This window comes from Bradyrhizobium sp. Leo114 (assembly GCF_055229415.2).
Genome location: NZ_JBUYEN020000002.1, coordinates 145934 through 167838, shown reverse-complemented (window position 1 = coordinate 167838; position 21905 = coordinate 145934). Strand labels below are relative to the sequence as shown.

Here is a 21905-nt window from a genome sequence, read left to right as displayed (position 1 = left end):
ATGATTTCGCGCAAGAGTATCGCCGAACTGCTCGTCACTCGCTTCATTCATCGAGCCGCCCGCGAGAGAAAACAGTACGCCTATCGCGGTCAGGAGGGCTTCACGCTGGTCGAGATGCTGGTCGTGATTGCCATCATCGGCCTGATCATGGGCCTGATCGGCCCGCGTGTGCTCAATTATCTCAGCGAGTCCAAGGTCAAGGCCGCACGCATCCAGCTGCAAAGCTTCTCGAGTGCACTCGACCTGTTCTATCTCGATGCCGGCCGGTTTCCTTCATCTGCCGAAGGTCTCGCCGCGCTGGTGCAGCGGACGCCGGGGCTCGCCGCCTGGAACGGGCCGTATCTGAAGGGCGGCAATGTCCCGAAGGATCCCTGGAATCACCCTTACGTCTATCGGTCGCCCGGCGAGCACGGTCCCTATGACATCGTCTCCTATGGCGCCGATGGCCAGGAGGGTGGCAGCGGCAATTCCGCCGACATTTCTCTCGAAAAGACGACAGCCTCCCGAGATGAATGACGTCACGCAGCGCGGTTTCACCCTGCTGGAGATGGTGTGTGTGCTCGCCATCATCGCATTGCTTGCTGCCGTGTTGCTGCCGTTCATTCCGCGTCAGACATCGCGGTCGCGGCTGCAGGCCTATGCGTTGCAGACCGCGACGCTCCTGAAAGCGGACCGTAACGCCGCCATCAACCGCAACACCAGCATCGCGACGCTGGTCGACGCGCCAAGCCGCGTGATCCATTCCGGTTCGTCGCGATCGACGATCCGTATTCCCGAGGACGTACGGTTCGATGCGCTGTTGCCGCAAACCTGCCAGCGGCAAGCCGCGCTGTCGACCATTCGCTTCTTCGCCAATGGCAGCTCATGTGGCGGATCCATCGCGCTGACACGGTTCGACGCCGGCTATGAGATCCGCGTCAACTGGCTCACCGGAAGAGTCGAGGTTGTTTCCCGTGACACCGCCACCAACTGATCGCCCCGACGCGGGCTTCACGATCATCGAGGTGCTGGTCGCGCTGGCGGTGGTGGCCGTCTCCATCATCGCGATCGGTACCGTCATGGCCGGCAATATGCGCGGCGTGCGGGCATTGGAGCAGCACGTGGCGCTGATGCAGGCGGCGCGCACCTTGATGACGGTGGGTGTTCCGCCGCGCGCGGAATTGCAGCAGGGCACCTCGACAGGCCAGGCCGAGGGCTATCGCTGGACCATCGACGTCAGTCCGCTTGGTGACGATTGGAATGTGCCGGGTGCTAATGTGCCATGGACGGCCGAACTGGTGAGGATACGCGTCAGGTCGCCCACTGGCGCGCTATCCGATGTTCGAACCGTACGCTTGATGCCGAGGCCATCAGAATGAGCCCGGCATCGGCAACGCGGCGCGCCCATGAGCGCGGATTTACGTTGATAGAGACCATCGTCGCGCTGGCGCTGATGGGGCTATTGCTGTCGGCGCTCGCGAGCATCACCGCGCAATGGTTGCCGAACTGGAACAAGGGATTTGGCCGGATCCAGCGCAGCGAACTGGCTGGGATCGCGCTCGAGCGGATTGCCGCGGACCTGGCCGCAGCCGAATTTATTTCCGCCAACCGCGACTCGCGTCGGCCGCTGTTCGACGGATCGGAATTGTCTGTCACGTTCGTGCGGACGGCGGTAGGGCCGAACGCGGGGCCAGGGCTCGACGTGGTGCGTCTCGGTGAAACCAAAGATCGCGGCGAATTCGTCACGGTCCGCTCGCGGACGCGCTTCACGCCGTTGCCCGTTGGGCTGTCGCTGTCGGAACAAACGCATCTCGGCGACCCGGTGGTGCTGCTGCAAGCGCCCTTTCGACTGTCATTCGCCTATGCCGGTCCCGACCATGTCTGGAAAAGCACGTGGCGAAACGCGGACCGGCTGCCGGCAATGATCAAGCTGACGGTGCGTGATGCTGCGAGCCAGCGCGTGCTGTCGGTCTCGACGATCGCGCCAGTCCATGTGCAATTGCCGAGTGACTGCACGAAGCCGGACGGCAAATGCAACGATAACAACGCGCAAGGCGCGACTGAACCGGGGGGACGCGATGACAGCGATCGGCGCACGTAAACCCTCAGGCGAACGCGGCTTCGTCATCGTTGCCGTGCTTTGGATCCTGGCGGCGCTGTCATCGCTCGCGATGGTCTTCGCCGCCTATTTATCGGCATCCACGCGGGCGATCGCCGTTAACGAGACAGCGCTGCAGACCGAAGCCTTGGTATCCGCGAGTCTCGAACTGACGGCCTACCAACTGGCGCTGGCGGACGAACGTACCAAGCCTCCCCACGGAGCCTTCCAATTCCGCATGGATGATGCGAGCGTCCAGGTCGCTTTCATTTCCGAGGCCGCCCGCATCGATCTGAACTTCGCTCCCAAGGAAATGTTGGCCGGCCTGTTTGCCACGCTGGGCGCCCGCAAGGACGCGGCCCTTGAATATGCGGATCGGGTCGTCGGCTGGCGAACCCGTCCCGTTCCCGGTAGCGCGAACGAGGAGGAGGCGCGTTACAATTCTGCCGGCTACTCGCCGCGGCAGGCTCCGTTTGTCCATGTCAATGAATTGGCGCTGGTCGTCGGCCTCCCGGCCGCGCTGGTGGAGCGTGCACTGCCTTTCGTGACTGTGTTTAACGGATCTCCCGATGTCGATCCGGCGATCGCGGCGCCGGAGGTCATCCAGGCGATGCCTGACAAACCTGCGAACAAGCCCAATTCGTTCGGAGATAGTTCGGCCTCGCTGAACCGGCCCCTGCCGGCGTCGCCGTCCGATTCGGGGAAGAACGATGCTTCGACCGCGACGAGTCCTTGTTATCGCGTCGAGACCACGATCCGTTTCCGCAATGGCCGCCGCAGCACTTCGGAGGTCGTGATCGCCATGGGCGACAAGGTCGACCCCTATCGCGTGTTGTCCTGGCAGGATGACATTGCACCGCGAAACGCCGCTTCACGTCGCGGGAGCACATGATGGCGATGATCGCGCAGGGCAGGGAGTGGTTCGAGCAATGGATCGCGGCGGTCGCGGGTGCGGTTGACGGCATGACGGACAGGCTGGTGCGTCAGCGCCGCATCCAGCTTGACGAGAATGCTGACGGCGCCTTCACCGCCAGCATGACCGCATCGAAAGACAATCTGGCTCCGACGGTTCTCTCCTTCCGGATCCAGCACGGCGCGCCGGAGCCGACGTTGCCGGCGCAGTGGAGTGCGGCCTTCAAGGGCAGCCGTGTCGAGGTGCAGTTGCCGACCGATCATGTCATGACTCGTCTGCTCGACTTCCCAACGCGGGCGGCTGATTTTCTCGATGGCATGATTTGCTCTCAGGTCGACCGCCTGACGCCGTGGGCGGCAGGCGAAGCGGTGTTCGGCTGGAGTTCGCCGGTCCCGGTTGCTGACGATCGGATCGAAGTAGCCTTCAGTGCGACCTCGGCGTCGAAAGTCGATCCGTTGGTGCAGTTGGTGGACAGGTTGGGCGCTGCTTCCGTTGCCATCCATGCGCCGGCCGCCGGCGGCAGCGGCACGCCGGTCCGGGTGAAGCTGCTCGACAAGCGGCTGTGCAGCATGGCGGGACCGAACGTGCCGCGCCTGTTGCGCGTCGCCCTGATCTCCACGGGCGTCGCCGCCGCTGCCTCATTGTTCCTCAGCATCTATCTCGGCGGTTCGCTGCAATCTGAACAGGACGATATCCAGCGGCAGATTTCGCAACGCCGCGCGGCATTGCGGGTTGACGCCAATGGCGTGGCGTCCGGCATCGGTCTCTTGGCAAAGCGCAAGCAGACCACGCCATCGAGCGTGATGGTGGTGGAAGCGCTTTCGCGCGTGCTGCCCGACACGACCTATGTGACCGAGCTGCGCATCGAAGGCGGCAAGGTGCAGGTCGTCGGCATGACCCAGGACGCCCCCGCGCTCATCCGCCTGATGGAACAGTCGCCGCAATTCACCCGCGCCACATTCTTCGCACCGACCACCCGCGCGGCGAACGAGTCGGGCGAGCGCTTTCACGTCGAGGCCAATATATCAGCGTATTTTGGATCCGGCTCATGAACGCATCAGCCCGGTCATTGAAGGCAATCAGCACCTCGCCGTTCGTGGCGGCCGCGACCTATATCGGGCTGCTGATCCTGCTGCTGTTCGTGGCCATATCGTCGCTATCCGATCTTATCGGTCAGCGCAACGAACTCGCCTCGTTGTCGGCGATGCTGGCGCAGTTGGAGGGCCGCACGCCCAGAGCAGGCGGGGCGCCCGGTGAGACGATGCCAGCTGGATCGGCCTATCTCGAAGGCGCCACCGTCACGGTTGCCGGCGCGACGCTGTTGCAGCGCGTGGCGGGTTCGGTGACCAAATTCGGCGGCAATGTATTGTCGACCCAGCTCGATGTTCCCAATACACCTGCGAAGGCCGGCTTCATCAGCATGGTCGCGAGTTTTGAAATCGAGCAACAACAGTTGCAACAGGTGCTTTACGATCTTGAGGCCGGCATGCCGTTTTTGTTCATCGACCAGCTCGTCGTGCAGACCATCCTCGATGGGGCGAACACGAACACGGGCGAACGCCTGGGCAAGCTGCGCGTGCTGCTGGGTGTCTCCGGACAGTGGCGAGGGGCCAAGTAATGCGTTTGCCAGTCATCGTCATGTGCTGGGCGCTGTCAGTCCAATCCGTCGCCGCCGCGGCGCCTGACGCTGCTGGCGATGCATTGGATGCCGGACTATTGGATGACATGCGGCTCGGCGGGCCTGTCCTGACATCGCCACCGCCTTCCGAACCGGTCACGACAATGCGCGCGGTTCCACCACTGCCGGCACCGGTCCGGCCACTCAGTGCCAATCCGTTGTGGGGCATTCCGCTGACGCAACTATCCAACACACGCGAGCGTCCGGTGTTCTCGCCGTCACGCCGGCCGCCGCCCGTCGCTGTCGCCGAGCCTGTCGTCACCAAGCCGCCTCCGCCGCCGCGGAAGAAGGAAGTCGAACCTCCGCAACTGTCGCTTGTTGGCACCATTGCCGGAGACGACGAAGGCTTCGGCATCTTCCTGGATCAATCGAGCAATGCTGCGCTGCGGCTGAAAGTCGGCGAAGATTTTCAGGGCTGGAAGCTGAGTGCGATTCGCGGGCGGGAAGTCACCATGAAAAAGGACGAACAGGGCGCTGTGCTCACACTGCCGCCACCAGGCGGCGAGGGAGGAGGTGAGGTCCATCTCGTCCCGGTGAGCACGATCAAAGCACCACTGGTGACGCGGCGCTAGCTGAGCCATCGCTGGAAAGCCGGCGTGAGCAGCAGGCCGAGGGCCAGAAACGGGCCGAATGGCATCGATGTCTGGCGCTTCATCTGGCGTCCGGCGAGTTGCAGACCGCCCGCTGTCGCGAGCGCGGTCAAGGTGGCAATCAACAGCAACGTTGGAATGCCGGTGACGCCGATCCAGGTCGCGGCGGCTGCGAGAAACTTTACATCGCCAAGCCCGAGCCCCTCGGTTTGTCGTAGCAGGAAATAGAGGCGTCGCAGCAACAAGAAGATGACAGCAACCGCGGCGGCTTCACCGAGCGTCTCTAAGCCTTCTGTCAGGTTCCCAAAGACCATCGATTGCGCAACGCCAAGCATCGCAATCGTAAAATTCAACCCATCCGGAATGATACCGTGACGAAAGTCGATCAGCGCCAATGCGCAGCACACCACGCTAAGAGCGATATAGAATCCGAGGAACTGCACAGATTCATTGGCGATTGGCATGAGCGCTACGATGAATGACGAAATGTGTGAGTGCTTACCAGAATTTCGTTCACGATCAGCAGCTCAATTTTCAAGCAACCGCACAAGTACGGAGCGGCCTTTCGGGAATGTGATCGTCGAAAAAACTCTTCACAGCAGAAAACCGCAACGTGCAATCAGTCTGTCACAAAACCGCATAGGAAGCTGACAATATTTCCCGTCGCTGCGAGCGATAGCTGATGCGTGAATGACGGTGAATGAGATGCGAGTGGCGACATGCCTTGCCTTGCTGGTGACGTTGATCGGTGTGCGTTCCGCAGACGCCGGTGTCCTTGATGAAGGCGCCGATCGCTATCGGCCTTACATGATTGAAGGCATTGGCAGCGCGCTGGCGGGCGCGCGAGCGCTGCGCGAAAAGGCTGCAGCGGGGGATCTCGCGGGCGCGAAGAAAGCCTGGATATCGGCTCGCGCCGGCTGGGAGCGCTCCGAAGTCTTCACGACCGGCTTCGTACCCGAGCTTGACGCGAAGATTGACGCCTGGCCGAACGCCGACAGCGGGTTCCATGCCATCGAAGCGAAATTGTTCGGCGCCGGCCAGACCGACGTCGACAAGGATGCTGCCGTTTTGGTCGAAGATCTGAATAATCTGCACGTCAAGCTCAAGGATATGCAGCTCACGCCGCAGGGATTGCTGGATGGTACGGCGCGCCTCGCCTACGAAGTCGGGGAAAGCAAGGCCGATGGTGGCGAATCCCGCATCAGCGGCACCTCGCTCGATGATATGCGCAACAACATCGCCGGCATCGATTTCGCCTACCACACCATTTTCTCCGCCGCCCTCAACACGGCGGACGGCAAGCTCGATGAAATGGTGACGAATCGGATCGAGCTGCTTGAAGCGATTGTCGCGGCGCCCGACCTGCCGCATGTCGATATCCCGCGGTTGCGCCGCGCCAGCGAGGAACTGGTGGTGGCGCTGCAGACTGCTTCGGCAAAGCTTGGACTGCAACGGCCGACGCTGGAGGCCCAGGCGCGATGAACTCGCCTTGGTTGCGGCTGACGGCGCTTGCGTCCGGTCTGCTTGTCGTCGCGTCGCTTGGACGCGCGCTGGCTTTTCCCGTCGACGGCAATCAGACTGTCCTGCCGGCAAAAACCGAGCTGAACGAGGATGCGCTCGACAAGCCGCGCGAGGTGTTCCAATCGGAACGCGCCGGCGCGAAATCGTATATGGTGAATCTCGGCGACCTCGCGTTCAATTCGCCGTCGATCCTGGGCGAGGTGGCACGGCAAGCCGGCGTGAGCTGCGGCACCTGTCATGTCAACGGCGTCGGTAACGCCAAATTCTTCATGCCGAAGATGTCGACGCGGCCCGGAAACTTCGACGTCACCGGCCCCTTTTTCAATCCGAAGGCGAACAATCTCGTGCTCGATCCGGTGAGGATCCCGAGCCTGCGCGGTGCGCGCTATCTCGCGCCGTACGGCAGCGACGGGCGATCGGCTTCGCTGCGCGACTTCATCCGCAACGTCATCGTGAATGAGTTCGCCGGGCCCGAACCGTCGCCTGCGATCATCGACGCCATCGTCGCCTATGTTCAGGACATCGACTTCCTGCCCAATCCGAGCCTCGGTCCCGGTGGCCGGCTGGTTGGCGATGTCAGCGAGTCCGAACGTCGCGGCGAAGCCTTGTTCTCCAAACCATTTCCGCATGATCCCGGCTTGAGCTGCGCCGGTTGTCATGTCCCGTCGGCTGCCTTTGTCGACCACCAACAACATGACGTTGGCTCCGGCGGTCTGTTCAAGACGCCGACCCTGCGCAACGCGGATTTCAACGCACCCTATTTTCACGACGGCCGCTTCGACAGCTTTGATCAGGTCGTCGATCATTTCGACCGCGCATTCGATCTTGGCCTGTCGGCGCAGGACAAGCGCGACCTCGTGGCCTATCTCACGGCGGTTGGTGATGGCGTGCAACCCTATGAGCGCGATGGCGCGGGTGCGACGCTTAAGGAAATCAATGACTTCAACATGGTACTCGCGACCGCAATTCCTTCGGGCGACAAGGCCATCGTTGCGCTTGCCGTCGACACCATCGGCCAGGAGCTGCGTGAGCTCACTGAGCGATATCCCGATCGAAAGAACACCAGCGTGTCGGGCGGCGAGCAGCAGCGGGTTTCGGCGCGCAACAGTCTCAAGGAACTCGTCCTCATGCTGCGGCGAATCGACATCGCCGTAAGCGAAGGGCGCAATGCCGACGCCGCGACTGAGTTCAGGAACTATCGCTATCTCATGGCCGCGGCTGTCCCTGCGCTGCTGGCAGGCGCCGAGCCATGGTCGCTGTTCAATCAGGATGTGCATGATCAGCACTACGCGGCGCTGCGCCAGGTGATGCAGTCGAAACATCTGTCTCACTAGGTCGCTGCTGCGTTGCGCGAATTTGTCTCCGCAGAAATTCTCGCGCGATAGCATCGCGCATCACTTCCAAAACTCCTGAGCCTTTGTCGCGCGATGCGAATGCATCGGTCGCGATGCATGCATCGCGGCATTGGACGCTACGCAGAAAATTTTTGAGCGAGTCAAAATTTCTCGCGCGCTTTCACAGCAACGATAAGCGTGCGTCATGTTGCCGCATTAGACGATGTCTCGCCAACCACAACCTTTGGAGTCGATAATGACTTTCAATCATAAGAAGAACTGGCGAACCACCACGGCACTTTGCGTCATCTCAACAGTCGCTGTCGCAACAGCCGCTTATGCAGCACATTATCCCGGCGGACGAAGTGATTGGGACAAGCGCTCGCATCACAATCATTTCGGCCATGACAATCAGGGCAACGATCACGAAGGGAACGGTGACCACGGTGACAACGGTCACGACAACAACGGCCACCATGGCGACCACGGTGACAAGGACAATGATCCGGCAGACAAAGTGAAGACCGCATCGCCGATCAAGCACGTCATCATCCTGATCGGCGAAAACCGCGGGCTCGATCACACGTTCGGAGTGTACAAGCCGAAGGGCAGGGGACAGACGATCTCCAACCTGCTGTCGAAGGGCATCGTCAACGAGGACGGCTCGCCCGGACCGAACTTTGCGCAAGCCCAGCAATACTCGGTCGCCGCGCAGTCCTCTTTCTATATTGGTGCGCCAACGATCGCGAAGTCGCCCTACAGCGCGACCAACACGATGCCGCAGCCGAACACGGCCGGAACGCCCACCGCGCAGAGCGACACCGGTGCTCCGTTCAAAACGATCGCCGAAGCCAGCGTCGAGAAGGACATGGATTCGAGCGATCTGGATATCCTCACGACCGGCTTCAGCGGCCTGCCGACTGGCGCTCTTGATACCCGCGTTCCCGGCGCTGGTCACTTGACCGGACCGTTCGCGCTGCAGGGTGAGCAGATCAGCGACGACGACTACACCGGTGACACCACGCATCGGTTCTATCAGGACTGGCAGCAGGAGGATTGCAGCGCGGCCAGCGTGACCAAAGCCAACAACTCCGGTTGCCTCAATGATCTGTTTCCGTTCGTGATGGCGACCTACTCGGCGTCCAACAAGAGCATGGCCAACTCGATGGGCTTCTATAATGCCCAGCAAGGGCAGGCCCCGATCCTAAAGATGCTGGCTGATCGCTTCACGCTCGGTGACAACTTCCATCAGTCGTTCCACGGCGGCACCGGCGCCAATCACTTCATGCTCGGGACCGGCGACGCAGGCTTCTGGAGCGACGGCAAGGGCAACCCGACCACGCCTCCGGCAAACCAGATCGCAAACCCGAATCCGATGTCCGGAACGGTGAACCGCTATACGGTGGACGGCAACTTCAGCGATTGCTCTGATGTGGCGCATCCCGGCGTCAAGCCGATCGTGACCTATCTGAACAATCTGCCGTATGCGGCCGAGCCGAACTGCAAGCCCAACCATTACTACATGCTCAACAATACCGATCCGGGCTATCTGCCGAACGGTGCGCTGGCAGGCGGAAGCAGCATGCCGCCGTCGTCCGTGCGGACCATCGGAGATGCACTGATGGAGAAGAATATCTCCTGGGCCTTCTACGGTGGTGCGTATAATGACGCTGTGGCGCTTTCGAACGCCGCGGTTGCCGCCAATCCGAACAATCCGGATCTCAATGCGGCGGCGCTCGCCGATCCGGCTCACGCGCTCGGTGTGGCCTACTGCCAGATCTGCAATCCGTTCCAGTATGCGACCTCGATCATGGCCAACCCGACCGTGCGTCAGGCTCACATCAAGGACACTGCCGATCTGATCACGGCGATCCAGGACAACAAGTTGCCTTCGGTGTCGTTCGGCAAGCCGGACGGTCTGCTAGACGGCCACCCGCAAAGCTCGAAGGTCGATCTGTTCGAGGCCTATGTGCTGAATGTATTGAACGCGCTGGACAACAATCCGGAGCTCAAGGCGGAGACCGCGGTGTTCATCACCTGGGACGAAGCCGGCGGCTACTGGGACTCGGGCTACATCCAGTCGATCGATTTCTTCGGTGATGGACCGCGTATGCCGATCCTCATCCTGTCGCCCTATTCGACCGGCGGCAAGATCTACCACAACTACGGTGACCACGTTTCGCTGCTGAAGTTCATCGAACGTAACTGGAGTCTGCAGCCGCTGACGAACCGCAGCCGCGACAACCTGCCGAACCCGACATATTCGCGGAACAACGAGTATGTGCCGACCAACAGCCCCGCGCTTGCTGACATGTTCGATGCGTTCGATTTCAGCAAGCCGGTTGCACTGTCCTATACCGAGTAGCTGAGCAGCGTTCCAAGAACGACTGGTCTGAAGATGGTGCCGATCGAGCCAACGGTTCGGTCGGCGCCACCGCATTTTTGTGCCGCCGAGGTTTTGCCGATGGATCGAGATCGGATGCTGGGGAGCAAGAGGCTGCGAGCATGCCTGCTTGCCTTGGTCGGTTCGGCGCTTGCCGGCACCTCGGCCGCAGCGCAGCAGTTTTCCGCGGACCTTGTCGCGAGGCAAGGTGAGAAGGTCGTGCGTGTGGGAAGCCTGCGCGTGTCCGAAAGCAAGGTGAGGATCGAGACAACCGATTTCGCCGATGGCTTCTTTCTGGTCGATGGGGCGAAGCCTGCGGCCGCTTTCGTGCGCCCGCGCGCGAAGGTGTTCATGGACGCAAGGCAGTCAAGTCCGCTGACGCAAATGTTTGTCCCGGTCGATCCCGATGAACCCTGCCGGCAATGGTGGGCGATGGCATCGCTGGCGGCGCCGGTGGAGCCTGATAAGTGGCATTGCGAGCGCGACGGGGAGGGAACAGTCGGAGATCGCAAGGCGGACGTCTATCGGATCGTTGCGGCTCCCGGCGGCGGCTTTGTCGGGTGGATCGACCGTGAGCGCAAGTTTCCGGTGCAGATCAAGACTGGGGACGGAACGATGATCGCCATCGAGAACATCCGCGACGAGCTGCAGCCGGCGCAAACGTTCGAAATTCCCTCTGGCGCGCGCAAATTCGATCCGCGGGCGTTGATCGATCGTATCAGGCAGAGCGATGTATGGGTCGCTCCGCCCGCCTCGGAGTGAGCGGTCACCGCGCTTGCTTGGCTGTCGTTTGCAGCATCCGTCCAAGCGCCGCATAGTGCGACTGGTGGACATTGGCATTGAACAGCGACCACGGTTCGGCCTTTTTCAACGCGACGGGAACGTCGAAAGTGGCGAGCATCGAGAACGTCTCGTATTCGGCCATGGCCTCGTCGAGATGGCCGGCTGCGACCGCAAGATCAATCCGGCGCAGACTGAGAACCAGGTCTTTGACGGCGGTGCGCGCCGCAAGCCGCTCCTCCTGGCCTCCGACCGAAGCATACCTGATATCCGGAATATGCTCGGTCAATTCACGCAATTCAGCGCCTACGCCCGTGACGGCCAGCGACACCACGGCTGTATCCGCGGCGGGGATGGCGAGCTTCAGGACGCTCGCGAGCTCACGCACATCCTTCATCCGGATCGCCACGCCGTCCTTGTCGAACGGGCGGTCGCCGTCGCCGACCGCAGTCAGATAGGCGACGAGATCCTGCGTGTCCTGCGACGAGAGACCGAGCTCGAAGATGCGGTCGAAATGTCCGACCACTTCTTCATAGGTGTCGTAGCGGCCATCGTGGAAGTAGGGCGCGTTGAAATTGGCGTTGAGCAAGGTCGGTGTTTTCACCAGACCGCCTGAGCCCACGTCATGGCGGGCCTGGTCGGTGAAGACACCCGTTGGAACATGACAGGTGGCGCAGTTCACTTGGGGCTGGTGCGGAAACGGCTTGAAGAACAGTTGCTCGCCGTGGCGCTCGGCGGCACTTGCCTGTGCGCTTAGCATGCCGCCGGGCGAAAGCCTGGGGTTGGGGAGAAAATCGATGTCGGTGATGTAGGCGACAAGGCCGTCCAGGACGGCATCGCTCGGTCGCGGCCCCTGAAACTCGTTGACGATGACGTTATATATAAAGTCGCGCAGCGAGGTGATGCGGCCGTCGTGCCCGTATGGCGCCAGGAAGCGCGCGCCGCGCAGGCTGGGGATCCGAACCGGATCGAGAATGCTGTTGAATGCCTTCGGATTGAACATCAGGCTGGTGGTGTCGAAGGTGCCGGGGCGCGAGGAGGCACCGGGAACGAACAGCTTCGGATTCGATGTCCCGTTGACGTGACAGGTGCCGCAGCTCATTTCCGCCTGCCGCGCCTTGCCGCCCAGGATGGAAGGCGAGTTGAATGCGAGATCGCCAAGATTGACCAGGTAGGACTTGTGCCCGCCCACGGCTTCCGAGTGGAACAGTTCGCGCGGCTTCGCCAGCGCTTCCTCGGAAAATTCCGTCCCGGTCGGCAAGACCGTCTGATCGCCGCCCAAAGGAAACGCCTCTGTCCGCAAGGGAATGAGCGCTGCAACAAGCGCGATCAGCACGATCAAAGCGCACGAAGTGGTGCGATGCGCGGCAGCCGCGCCGTTTCGGCGCGAGCGGCACGCAAGAATGTCCCTGGTCATCACGACAAAGCCCCTGCAGCAATTTAGTTGGGCGGTCTGTGAACAGCAGATGTCGCACGGATGACAGTGTCCCTGCTGGCGAGACCGCAGCTGGACTGGATAGACAGAACTTGTCGTCGGTTTGATGACGATCAGATGGCAGAGCACACCTCGATATCCGTCTAAGCATGGCGCTGACGTCTCAGCGTGTGCGCGACTCCTTGCATTGTCGGAAAACAGTCATCGGATCGAAATGTGCGGCAGATAGCCTCACCTTGTTTCATTCCATCTTTGCTCTCAGGGGAGAAAACCATGCGGCTTTGGGGAGCCATTCCCGCGCTCACATTGGCTGTTGGTGCGATCGCTGTCGCGCCGGTGGCCAAGGCAGAGAATCTCGTCGACAAGATCGTCGACCAGTTCAAGCACGACAAAGGCGACGACTTCAAACATCATGACCATGGTCATGATCACGGTCACCATGACCATGACAGTCTGCTGAAGGCATACAAGCACGTCGTGATCATCTATCAGGAGAATCACAGCTTCGATAACCTCTACGGCCACTGGGGCGACGTCGGTCGTGACAACATCAACGGCGTTTCCGACGCCGATCAGCCGCACACGCTGCAGGTCCGCCAGGACAGCAAGACGGTCTACACCTGCCTGTTGCAGAATGACGTCAACCTGGCCTCTCCCTCGCCGTTGCCGACGAGCTGCACCGACAATGGAAGCTCGGTCGCCATCCTCAGCGCCTTCAAGAACAAGCCGTTCGAAATCAACGACTTCATTCCGACGTCGGCAACCACCTGCCCGAAACCGATCGGCGCTTTCGCGTCTCACGGCTTCCTCAACGGCACCGGTCTGCCCGGCGGCTGCACGGAGGACATCGTGCATCGCTTCTACAGCGAGCAGTATCAGATCAATGGTGGCCGGCAGAACCGCTACATGACCGGCAGCGATGCTGCGGGTCTCGTGATGGGCTATTACGACACCAAGAAGCTGCCGATCTACCGCTATCTGCACGATCGCGGCGCGCCGAATTACGTCATCGCCGACAGCTTCTTCCAGGGCGCCTTCGGCGGTTCGTTCCTTAACCACCAGTTCCTGGTCGCGGCCGCCGCTCCGCAATTCGTCGGCGCATCCAACGACGGCAGCGCCACCGACCTGCACTCCATCGTCGACGCCAACGGCATGCCGACCAGCACGCCGCTTTACGCCGCGCTTTCCACGGTGAAGGATGCGCAACTGACGGCCAAGTGCAGCCAGGCTGGTTTGCCGGCCGGGCTCGCCTGCGGCGACTATGCCGTCAACACCACCCAGCCGTTCTATCAGCCCTATTCGCCCGGCACGGCGGATGCCCGGCGCCTGCCACCGCTCAACACCCCCAACATCGGCGACAAGCTGTCAGCCAAGCACGTCGACTGGGCCTGGTATTCGGGCGGCTGGTCGAACGCCAATGGTGACGTCGGCGCTTCGGGCTGGACCAACGGAAACGGCACCACCTGCACCGACCCGAACCATCTGCCCACGGCGGTCTTCCCCAATTGCGCCGACGTGGACTTCCAGTTCCACCACCAGGCGTTCAACTATTTCGCCAACTACGCGCCCGGCACGAAGGCCCGCAAGGATCATCTGAAGGATGAGGCGGAGTTCATCCAGGCGGCAAAGAACGGCAGGCTGAAGGACGTCAGCTTCATCAAGCCGATCGGTGAAGAGAACGAGCATCCTGGCTATGCCAGCGAGGCCGAAGGCAGCCAGCATCTGGTTGACCTGGTCAAGGCGATCACCGAGGGGCCGGACGGCAAGGACACCCTCATCATCATCACCTATGACGAGTTCGGTGGTCAGTGGGATCACGTCCCGCCGCCGCCCCACAATCGTCGCGGCGATGACGCGAAGGCTGCGGACCAGTGGGGACCTGGCACCCGTATCCCCGCGCTCTTGATCTCCAAGCGCTTCGAGAAGTCTGGCGTCGCCCACGAGGATTACGACACCACCTCGATCCTCAAGCTGCTCGAGAAGCGCTTTGACCTCGATCCCGTCGTGACCCGGCCGGTGCGCAACCTCGCAGTGGCGCTCAAGGCCGGCGATTCCGATCGCCACTGAGGACAGTCTGGAAGACGAGCTGGCCCGCATCCACGCCGGATGCGGGCCAGTTGTTTCAAGTTTTGCCGGCGGATTCTGTCACGCCTCGCCATCCCGTAGGATAGGTAGAGCGCAGCGAAACCCATCCTACGATTAGAACCGCGCGTCGGTGTCGTCCCGGGCTTGACCCCGGACGACGAGGGGAAGAGATCACGTTATCAAACGTAAAATAGCTCTCCGCCGTCATCGTCCGGCTCGAGCGAGCATCAGCTCGCTCAGCCTGCGGGTCATCGCGGCAATATCGAGCGGCTTCTCCCATAGCTGGATGTCTTCATATTCCGGGCCGATCGCGTTCCTGTCATAGCCGGTCGTGAAGACGAATGGGATGCCGCGGGACCGCAACGCATGTGCGACCGGGAATATCGACGCATTTCTGAGATTGACGTCGAGCACTGCGCCGTCGACCGCCCGAACTCCAGTCAGGATGGCCAGCGCATCCTCGACATCGCCGAACGGCCCCTCGATCTCGGCGCCGAGCGCCCGGCACGCCCGCGCGATATCGTCGGCGAGGAAATATTCGTCTTCGACGACGAGGATGCTGCGTCCGGTCAGGACGCCGCGTTCGCGAAGAAGGACAGGTGCTGCCATCATACCTCGAGCCTCCTTCGCCGCCCGAATCCTATTGAAGTTAGGAACATGAGGCGAAGCCGCGCCTTGTCGTAAACACTCCAGAGTACGACGGGTTCCATGGTCAACCGCGACATTATCGTCATCGGGGGCTCTGCCGGCGCGACGGCGCCGCTGAAGGACATTTTGAGCAAGCTGCCGGCCAACCTGCCCGCCGCGCTGTTCATTGTGCTGCACATCCCGGCCCAGGGGATTGGAGTCCTCTCGACCGTGGCAAGCGCGGCCGCCAAGCTGCCCGTTCGCCAAGCGGAAAACGGCATGCTCATCGAGCATGGCAATATCTATCTCGCACCGCCGGACCATCATCTGCTGGTGTTCAGGGATCATATGATGTTGGGCCGCGGCCCGCGTGAGAATATGGTGCGCCCGGCGATCGATCCCTTGTTTCGATCCGCGGCGCTGCACTATGGATCCCGGGTGATCGGCGTTGTTCTCAGCGGATTTCTGTCCGATGGAGCGGCCGGCCTGAACGCGATCAAGCGCTGTGGCGGCTTCGCGCTGGTACAGGACCCCAAAGACGCGATTTCCGACGAGATGCCCCTGCGCGCGCTCGAGGCGACGACCGTCGACCTCTGCGTGCCCGGCGCACGGATCGGTGACGTGCTGTCCGACCTGGTTCGGGAGGCGCCGGGTGCCGCGCGACCGATCCCGCCGGAGATCCGGCTGGAAGTCGAGATCGCCGCAGGCGAGCGCATCGGCAGCGATAGCCTGCTCCCGATTGCTGATCCGGCGTCGCTGACTTGCCCGAGCTGCGGCGGCGTACTTTCCGAGCTCAAGGACAGTCATCCGCTGCGTTTCCGCTGCCAAGTCGGCCATGCCTTCACCGTCGACGTGCTGGCCAAGGAGCAGGAAGGCCGGGTTGACGAAGCCTTGCGGGTGGCGCTGCGGATCATCGAGGAGCGCGCCGAACTGGTTCACCGCATGGCGCTTGATGGCCGCCAGAGCGGCCGGGCCGCGGTAGCCCAAATGTACGAGGCGCGGGCGGCGGAATATCGCGAATATGCCGACATGATCCGGCGCGTCGTGCTAAAGTCGCTGGACCCGCGGCCTTCCAAAGCTTAGGCGGTGCCAATGGTCATATCGCTTGCCGAGCGTGCCGAAGAGCTCAGGGCGGAGCGGCGTGTTCTGCTCAAGGCCGACGGCGATATCGAGGAAGGCTTGAAACGGCTCCAGAACCAGCAGGATCTGCTGCTCGATCTGCAGGCTGCCGGTCACGATACGACGCAGGCCGAACGCCTGGTCGTTCTGCTCGAGCAGACCCTGCTGCAATGGGAGCACCATCGCACGCTGATCGAGCAGCGCATCGCGTATCTTGAGAATGAGATCTATCCGCTGTCGATCAAGGGGACGTGAGGCGTCCAGGCTTCGTGATCAGGCGCCAAGCCCGAGCGTACGTCGCACTGCTGCAGCGCGCTCTGCCTCCGGCGACAGCTCGCTGTCAGCCGCCGTCCATCAGGGCGGTGAGTTCTTCAAGGCATTTTGTGGGTTCCGGGGCCGTCTTCGGCGGTATGCGCGTTCTCCCGACACTTTATGCGCAAGGACCTCGTGGCGCCGGGCGACCAGATCGCACTCTCGCGCGTTATTTCGCCGTAATCTCTGTTGGGATAGTGTCCAATTCTGCTATGGGCGTGGTTTGGCAAGCTGAATCAGGCCCTGACAGAACAACGAGAGCCGCCGCCCCATGAGTGAACCCGGATCGGAACCAGCGGATGGCCGGCGTCGGGCCAAGGCGCCGTTGATCATCGGCGTCGGCGCGTCCGCCAGCGCGATGAATAGTATCGAGCGTTTCTTCTCAAAACTGACGCTGAATTCCGACCAGACCATCGTGTTGGTGTTGCAGCACCGTGAGGCGTTCGACGAACGGCGGCTGCGAGAGATGCTGGAGCGTTCGGAAGGCACCAAGCTTTCCGAAATCGAGGACGGCGCCGCGATCGAAGGCAGCACGATCTATCTCTGCCCCGCCAACAGGATCGTCAGCATCCATGGCCATCGACTTGCGATCCGTGCGGCCGAGCAGGCGCCGGGCGAACGCGCTACGGTCGACAGCTTCCTGGTATCGCTCGCGGAAGACCGGGCCGAGGAGGCGATCGGCGTCGTTCTCGCCGGAACCGGCGGCGACGGGACGCTGGGTGTGGCGACCCTGAAGGACCACGGCGGGCTGGCCATCGCCGAACGTGTCGCCAGCGATCATGCCGACCCACACGCCGACAGCAACAATGCGGCCGCAATCGCCGATTTCGTGCTGCCGCCTGACGACATTCCCGAGCACATCCAGGTTTATGCCCGCCATCTGCGGCGGCTGGAGGAGAGGCAGGGATTTGACGAAATCCTCGCCGCCGCCGCCAGTTCGCTGTCGCGTATCGCCGACATCCTGCGCAACAAGACCGGTAATGATTTTCACGGCTATAAGCAGAACACCTTCCTCCGCCGGGTGCAGCGGCGCATGCAGGTGGTGCAGATCGACGAGATCGCCGCCTATGTCGATCACCTAAGGCAGGACAAGGATGAGGCGCAGCACCTGTTCAATGACCTCCTGATCGGGGTCACCGAATTCTTCCGCGACAAGCGCGAATTCGAGGTGCTGGAAACCCAGGTGATCCCGAAAATTTTCGAGAACAAGGCTGCGGGCCAGCAGGTCCGCGTCTGGGTGCTGGGTTGTGCCACCGGGGAAGAGGCCTATTCGATAGGCATCCTGCTTCGCGAGTACATGGCCAAGCTCGACTCGCCGCCGCAGGTGCAGATCTTTGCCACCGATATCGATGGGCGCGCGCTTGCCGCGGCCCGGGTCGGTCGCTATCGGACCACTATCGACGGCGACATGTCGCCGGAGCGGTTGGCGCGCTGGTTCGTCCGCGAGGGCGACACCTATTGCGTGGTGAAGGACCTGCGCGAGATGTGCATCTTCTCGCAGCATAACGTCATCAAGGACGCGCCGTTCTCGAAGCTCGATCTGGTGTCCTGCCGCAACCTCCTGATCTACCTGAACGCCGAACTGCAGAATCGGGTCATTCCCCTGTTCCACTTCGCCTTGCTGCCGGACCGCTTCCTGTTCCTCGGCAACTCCGAGAACGTAACGCGGCATCCAAAACTGTTCGCGCCGGTGGATCGTCGGGCACGCATCTTCAAGAAGCTCGAGACCGGCACCCGCCTGCCGCCGGAATTCCCGATCACGACGGCGGCCGGGCGCGCGACCGTCGAAGTCCCTCCGGTGCGATCCCTCGGTCCCGATGTCGGGCTGGAGCGCCGTGCCCAGCGCATCGCCGAACGCTACGCGCCCGCCTATGTCATCACCGACGAGAATTTTCAGATCCTGCATTTCTCCGGCCGCATCGGCCGCTATATCGAGCCGACCGCGGGCGCGGCGACGCTCGACCTGCTCAGTCTCGTGCACCGCGATCTCCGGCTGGAATTACGGACCGCGCTCGGCCGGGCAGCCGAAACCAAGGAGACGGCGCATGCCGAGCAGGTGCAACTCGGCGTGAACGGCCATCGTATACTGGTCGATATCACCGTCGAGCCGATTCAGGAGGGCGCTGCCGGCCACCGCAATTTCGTCGTGCTGTTCAAGGATGGGCCGCTGCGCGTCGTCGATAGCAAGGAGAATAATCCCAATGCGCTGGTCAGGACCGAGCACGTCGAGCGGCTTGAGAACGAATTGCGGGCGACGCGCGAGCGTCTGCAGGCCACCATTGAAGAGCTCGAAAGCACCAACGAGGAACTGAAATCCTCCAACGAGGAATATCAATCGCTGAACGAGGAATTGCAGTCGGCGAACGAAGAGCTGGAGACCTCGCGCGAGGAGCTGCAGTCGGTCAACGAGGAGTTGACGACCGTCAATGGCGAGCTGGCGCACCGCGTGCAGGACCTGACGCGTGCCACCAGCGACCTGAAGAACTTCCTCGAGAGCACGCAGATCGCGACCGTGTTCCTGGACAATGACCTCAAGGTGATGAATTTCACGCCGGCGATCACCCAGGTGCTGCACCTGGTCGACACCGACGTCGGCCGGCCGATCGCACATATCAAGGCGCGGATTCCGATCGAGGAGCTCTATGACGAGGTTCGCCGCGTACTGCGCACGCTCGCCAGCGCCGAGCGCGAACTCAGCGCGCCCGACAGCGGCACGCGCTACATCGTCCGCGTCCTGCCGTACCGGAGCATCGACAATTTCATTGCCGGCGTCGTCATCACCTTCATCGACGTCACCGCGATCACGCGCGCGGAGGAACGGCAGCGGCTGCTGCTCGCCGAGCTTCAGCACCGCGTCCGCAACACGCTCGGCGTCGTCCGCTCGATTGCGCGCCGCTCGGCTGAAACCAGCTCGAGCGTCGACGAATATGCTGCGCATCTCGACGGCCGCCTGAACGCATTCGCGCGCACCCAGGCGCTGGTGACGCGCGACCCCGAAGCCGGCGTCGATCTTGAATACCTCGTCATCGAGGAGCTGCTCGGCTACAATGCCCATGAGGGCGAGCAATTGCGCGTCTCCGGCCCGCAAGTACGTTTCCAGGCAAAGCCGGCGGAGACTTTCGCGCTCGCCCTCCACGAACTTGCGACCAACGCGCTCAAATACGGCGCGCTGAGCCGGCCTTCCGGGCGCATCGAGGTCACTTGGCGGATCGACGACGCGGTCGATCCGCCGCGACTGGTTTTCGACTGGCGCGAGCGGGGCGGACCGCCCGTCACGCCGCCGCCGCGCAAGGGTTTTGGCACCGAACTGCTGGAGCGGACGCTGGCGTTCGAGTTCAAGGGGCAGACCATGATCATGTACAATGCTGGTGGCCTTCACTGTACCATTACCATTCCGTTGAGCCGGCGGACCATCCATACGCCCGCGGTGGACGGCTAAATGCATCCCCCAGCCATTGAGGGAAACCCGGCGCAGCCGGTGATCCGGCGGCTGAATGCGCTGCGGCGCTTGTCGGACGATGGGATCGCCGCGCTCGAACGGGCGATACGCGAGGGTATGCTGCAGCACGTCGGCCCGGGCGAGGACCTGATCAGCGAGGGGGATGCGGTCCATGGCGTCCGGATCCTGCTGTCGGGCTGGCTGTGCCGCTACAAGACGCTGGAGGATGGAAGGCGCCAGATCGTCAATTTCATCCTGCCAGGCGAAACTTGCGATGCTTATGCCCATCTGCTGCCGGTGATGGATCATTCCATCGCGAGCCTGACGCCAGTGGTCTATGCCGAGGTCAAGCGCGCGCAATTCGAAGCACTGGTGGCGCACGACAGCTCGGTCGCGGAGGCGTTCTGGTGCGAGACGCTGGTGAACAACGCGATCCAGCGCGAATGGGCGATCAATCTCGGCCGCCGGCTGGCGCTCGAGCGCGTAGCGCATCTGCTATGCGAGATCTATGAACGGCTGCGGCCGGTCGGCCTGATCGACGGCAATTCCTGCGCCTTTCCGGTGACCCAGATGGATCTGGCCGATGCGACCGGCCTCTCGGTGGTCCATCTCAACCGCACGCTGCAGGACTTGCGCAGCTCCGGCCTGATCCTGCTGCGCGAACGGACGCTGACGATCACCGACCTGGACGTGCTCAAGAGCACGGCGCTGTTCTCGCCGAACTACCTTCATCTCTATCGAGCGTGAGCGGCGTCGCTGGTATCCCATTTTAGGAACCGGGAACCGGTTCCCTTTGTTGAGTGCTCAGCTTGAGTATGCCGATCAGGCTGAATCTTCACCTCTCCCGCTTGCGGGAGAGGTCCGCGCGTTGCGCCGGGGTGAGGGCGCTCTCCACTCGGGGAGTCCCAATGCGGAGGCACCCCACCCCAGCCCTCCCCCGCAAGCGGGAGAGCGAGTGCAGCTTCGCCGGGGCTATCTTTCGACCCGATCGGCGATTGCACTTGAGGTCCGCGGCGGCCGGCTGGCCGGCGGTCCGCTCGAAAGGATACCATCATGGAGATCACGACATTCAAGGACATGTACCTTGCCGAATTGCAGGAACTTGTCAGCGTCGAGCAGCAGCTTGGCGAGGCGTTGCTGCGCATGGCCAAAGTGGCCTCGCATCCTTCACTAAGGGCTGCGCTCGAGCGGCACCAGCGGGAAACCATCATGCAGGAGGAGCGGCTGCGGTCGATCCTGGAGAAGCACGATGCCGCCGCCGAGCAACATACGGATCAGGCCATGCAGGCGCTGATCCGTGAGACCGAGAAGATGTGCGTAATCCTGAAGGATGGTTACCTTCGCGACGCCGGTCTGATCGCCTCGGCACAGAAGCTCGAGCATTACGAGATCGCAGCCTATGGCAGTGTGGCCGCGCTCGCGGGCCAGCTCAACCTTCGGGAGGACCAGCGGCTGCTGCACAACGCGCTCGATGAGGAAAAGCGCGCGGACGAATTGCTGACGACGCTTGCCAAGGGTGAAATCAACCAGGACGCACTGGCGGCCTGATCGTCCGCTCCCGCGACGTTGCGCAATTGCCGCCCCGATTGGCGGGCAAATTCGAAATACCCAG

21 protein-coding genes are annotated in these 21905 nt (G+C 62.2%); 18 read left to right on the top strand and 3 right to left on the bottom strand.

Features of this window, described 5'->3' with window-relative positions; all coding sequences use genetic code 11:
• Genes gspG through ACZIRK_RS03095 form a run of 8 tightly spaced genes read left to right on the top strand, consistent with a single transcriptional unit; the run spans nt 1 to nt 5240 of the window.
• Complete coding sequence (gene gspG, locus ACZIRK_RS03130; protein ID WP_245474796.1) at nt 1-516, top strand: type II secretion system major pseudopilin GspG; 516 nt, start codon at nt 1-3, stop codon at nt 514-516.
• A complete protein-coding gene (locus ACZIRK_RS03125) occupies nt 509-973 on the top strand; it encodes a type II secretion system protein (protein ID WP_130227116.1) in 465 nt (154 codons plus the stop codon). Before gspG ends, ACZIRK_RS03125 begins: the two co-directional genes overlap by 8 nt.
• Nucleotides 954-1358, top strand: coding sequence for a prepilin-type N-terminal cleavage/methylation domain-containing protein (locus ACZIRK_RS03120; RefSeq protein WP_028168446.1), 405 nt, complete (start codon nt 954-956; stop codon nt 1356-1358). Before ACZIRK_RS03125 ends, ACZIRK_RS03120 begins: the two co-directional genes overlap by 20 nt.
• Nucleotides 1355-2080, top strand: a complete 726-nt coding sequence (locus ACZIRK_RS03115; RefSeq protein WP_130227114.1) for a PulJ/GspJ family protein — start codon at nt 1355-1357, stop codon at nt 2078-2080. The genes ACZIRK_RS03120 and ACZIRK_RS03115 overlap by 4 nt, the downstream gene beginning before the upstream one ends.
• Nucleotides 2058-2969, top strand: coding sequence for a type II secretion system minor pseudopilin (locus ACZIRK_RS03110; RefSeq protein WP_130227113.1), 912 nt, complete (start codon nt 2058-2060; stop codon nt 2967-2969). Before ACZIRK_RS03115 ends, ACZIRK_RS03110 begins: the two co-directional genes overlap by 23 nt.
• Nucleotides 2969-4042 carry a PilN domain-containing protein gene (locus ACZIRK_RS03105; protein WP_130227112.1) on the top strand — a complete coding sequence of 358 codons (1074 nt, stop codon included), beginning with the start codon at nt 2969-2971 and terminating at the stop codon, nt 4040-4042. Before ACZIRK_RS03110 ends, ACZIRK_RS03105 begins: the two co-directional genes overlap by 1 nt.
• 44 nt (nt 4043-4086) lie before the next feature.
• Nucleotides 4087-4608, top strand: coding sequence for a type II secretion system protein GspM (gene gspM, locus ACZIRK_RS03100; protein WP_245287616.1), 522 nt, complete (start codon nt 4087-4089; stop codon nt 4606-4608).
• Nucleotides 4608-5240, top strand: a complete 633-nt coding sequence (locus ACZIRK_RS03095) for a hypothetical protein (RefSeq protein ID WP_463326948.1) — start codon at nt 4608-4610, stop codon at nt 5238-5240. Before gspM ends, ACZIRK_RS03095 begins: the two co-directional genes overlap by 1 nt.
• On the opposite strand, the gene ACZIRK_RS03090 is transcribed toward ACZIRK_RS03095, so the two are convergent.
• Entirely contained in the window at nt 5237-5653 is a 417-nt protein-coding gene (locus tag ACZIRK_RS03090; protein ID WP_245474795.1) for a prepilin peptidase, read from the bottom strand. The two genes, ACZIRK_RS03095 and ACZIRK_RS03090, sit on opposite strands and share 4 nt — an antisense overlap.
• A 316-nt stretch (nt 5654-5969) precedes the next feature.
• Here ACZIRK_RS03090 and ACZIRK_RS03085 point away from each other — a divergent pair, with 316 nt between their 5' ends.
• The 4 genes from ACZIRK_RS03085 to ACZIRK_RS03070 all read left to right on the top strand — a co-directional run bounded on the left by ACZIRK_RS03085 (nt 5970) and on the right by ACZIRK_RS03070 (nt 11258).
• Nucleotides 5970-6740 (top strand): EfeM/EfeO family lipoprotein, encoded by a 771-nt coding sequence (locus tag ACZIRK_RS03085; protein WP_463326947.1) that lies wholly within the window; start codon nt 5970-5972, stop codon nt 6738-6740.
• Nucleotides 6737-8113 carry a cytochrome c peroxidase gene (locus ACZIRK_RS03080; RefSeq protein ID WP_463326946.1) on the top strand — a complete coding sequence of 459 codons (1377 nt, stop codon included), beginning with the start codon at nt 6737-6739 and terminating at the stop codon, nt 8111-8113. Before ACZIRK_RS03085 ends, ACZIRK_RS03080 begins: the two co-directional genes overlap by 4 nt.
• A 256-nt stretch (nt 8114-8369) precedes the next feature.
• Nucleotides 8370-10478, top strand: coding sequence for a phospholipase C (locus ACZIRK_RS03075; RefSeq protein WP_463326945.1), 2109 nt, complete (start codon nt 8370-8372; stop codon nt 10476-10478).
• 114 nt (nt 10479-10592) lie between these two features.
• Nucleotides 10593-11258 carry a hypothetical protein gene (locus ACZIRK_RS03070; protein ID WP_245474793.1) on the top strand — a complete coding sequence of 222 codons (666 nt, stop codon included), beginning with the start codon at nt 10593-10595 and terminating at the stop codon, nt 11256-11258.
• 4 nt (nt 11259-11262) lie between these two features.
• Here ACZIRK_RS03070 and ACZIRK_RS03065 read toward each other — a convergent pair whose 3' ends face one another.
• Nucleotides 11263-12693, bottom strand: a complete 1431-nt coding sequence (locus tag ACZIRK_RS03065; protein WP_130227107.1) for a cytochrome c peroxidase — start codon at nt 12691-12693, stop codon at nt 11263-11265.
• Between the two features lie 291 nt (nt 12694-12984).
• On the opposite strand from ACZIRK_RS03065, the gene ACZIRK_RS03060 reads away from it, so the two are divergent.
• The gene (locus ACZIRK_RS03060; protein ID WP_130227106.1) at nt 12985-14778 is read left to right on the top strand and encodes an alkaline phosphatase family protein; all 1794 of its coding nucleotides are present in this window, start codon (nt 12985-12987) and stop codon (nt 14776-14778) included.
• Between the two features lie 222 nt (nt 14779-15000).
• Here ACZIRK_RS03060 and ACZIRK_RS03055 read toward each other — a convergent pair whose 3' ends face one another.
• Nucleotides 15001-15405, bottom strand: a complete 405-nt coding sequence (locus tag ACZIRK_RS03055) for a response regulator (protein WP_474417447.1) — start codon at nt 15403-15405, stop codon at nt 15001-15003.
• Between the two features lie 99 nt (nt 15406-15504).
• Here ACZIRK_RS03055 and ACZIRK_RS03050 point away from each other — a divergent pair, with 99 nt between their 5' ends.
• The 5 genes from ACZIRK_RS03050 (at nt 15505) to ACZIRK_RS03030 (ending at nt 21841) form a co-directional block, all read left to right on the top strand.
• Nucleotides 15505-16506, top strand: a complete 1002-nt coding sequence (locus tag ACZIRK_RS03050; RefSeq protein WP_130227104.1) for a chemotaxis protein CheB — start codon at nt 15505-15507, stop codon at nt 16504-16506.
• A 9-nt stretch (nt 16507-16515) separates the two neighbouring features.
• Nucleotides 16516-16797, top strand: a complete 282-nt coding sequence (locus ACZIRK_RS03045; RefSeq protein ID WP_028162724.1) for a hypothetical protein — start codon at nt 16516-16518, stop codon at nt 16795-16797.
• A 328-nt stretch (nt 16798-17125) separates the two neighbouring features.
• Entirely contained in the window at nt 17126-20293 is a 3168-nt protein-coding gene (locus ACZIRK_RS03040) for a CheR family methyltransferase (protein WP_463326944.1), read from the top strand.
• Nucleotides 20294-21040, top strand: a complete 747-nt coding sequence (locus tag ACZIRK_RS03035; RefSeq protein WP_463326943.1) for a Crp/Fnr family transcriptional regulator — start codon at nt 20294-20296, stop codon at nt 21038-21040. It abuts the gene before it with no gap.
• A 306-nt stretch (nt 21041-21346) separates the two neighbouring features.
• A complete protein-coding gene (locus ACZIRK_RS03030) occupies nt 21347-21841 on the top strand; it encodes a YciE/YciF ferroxidase family protein (protein ID WP_130227102.1) in 495 nt (164 codons plus the stop codon).
• Nucleotides 21842-21905 lie beyond the last annotated feature (64 nt).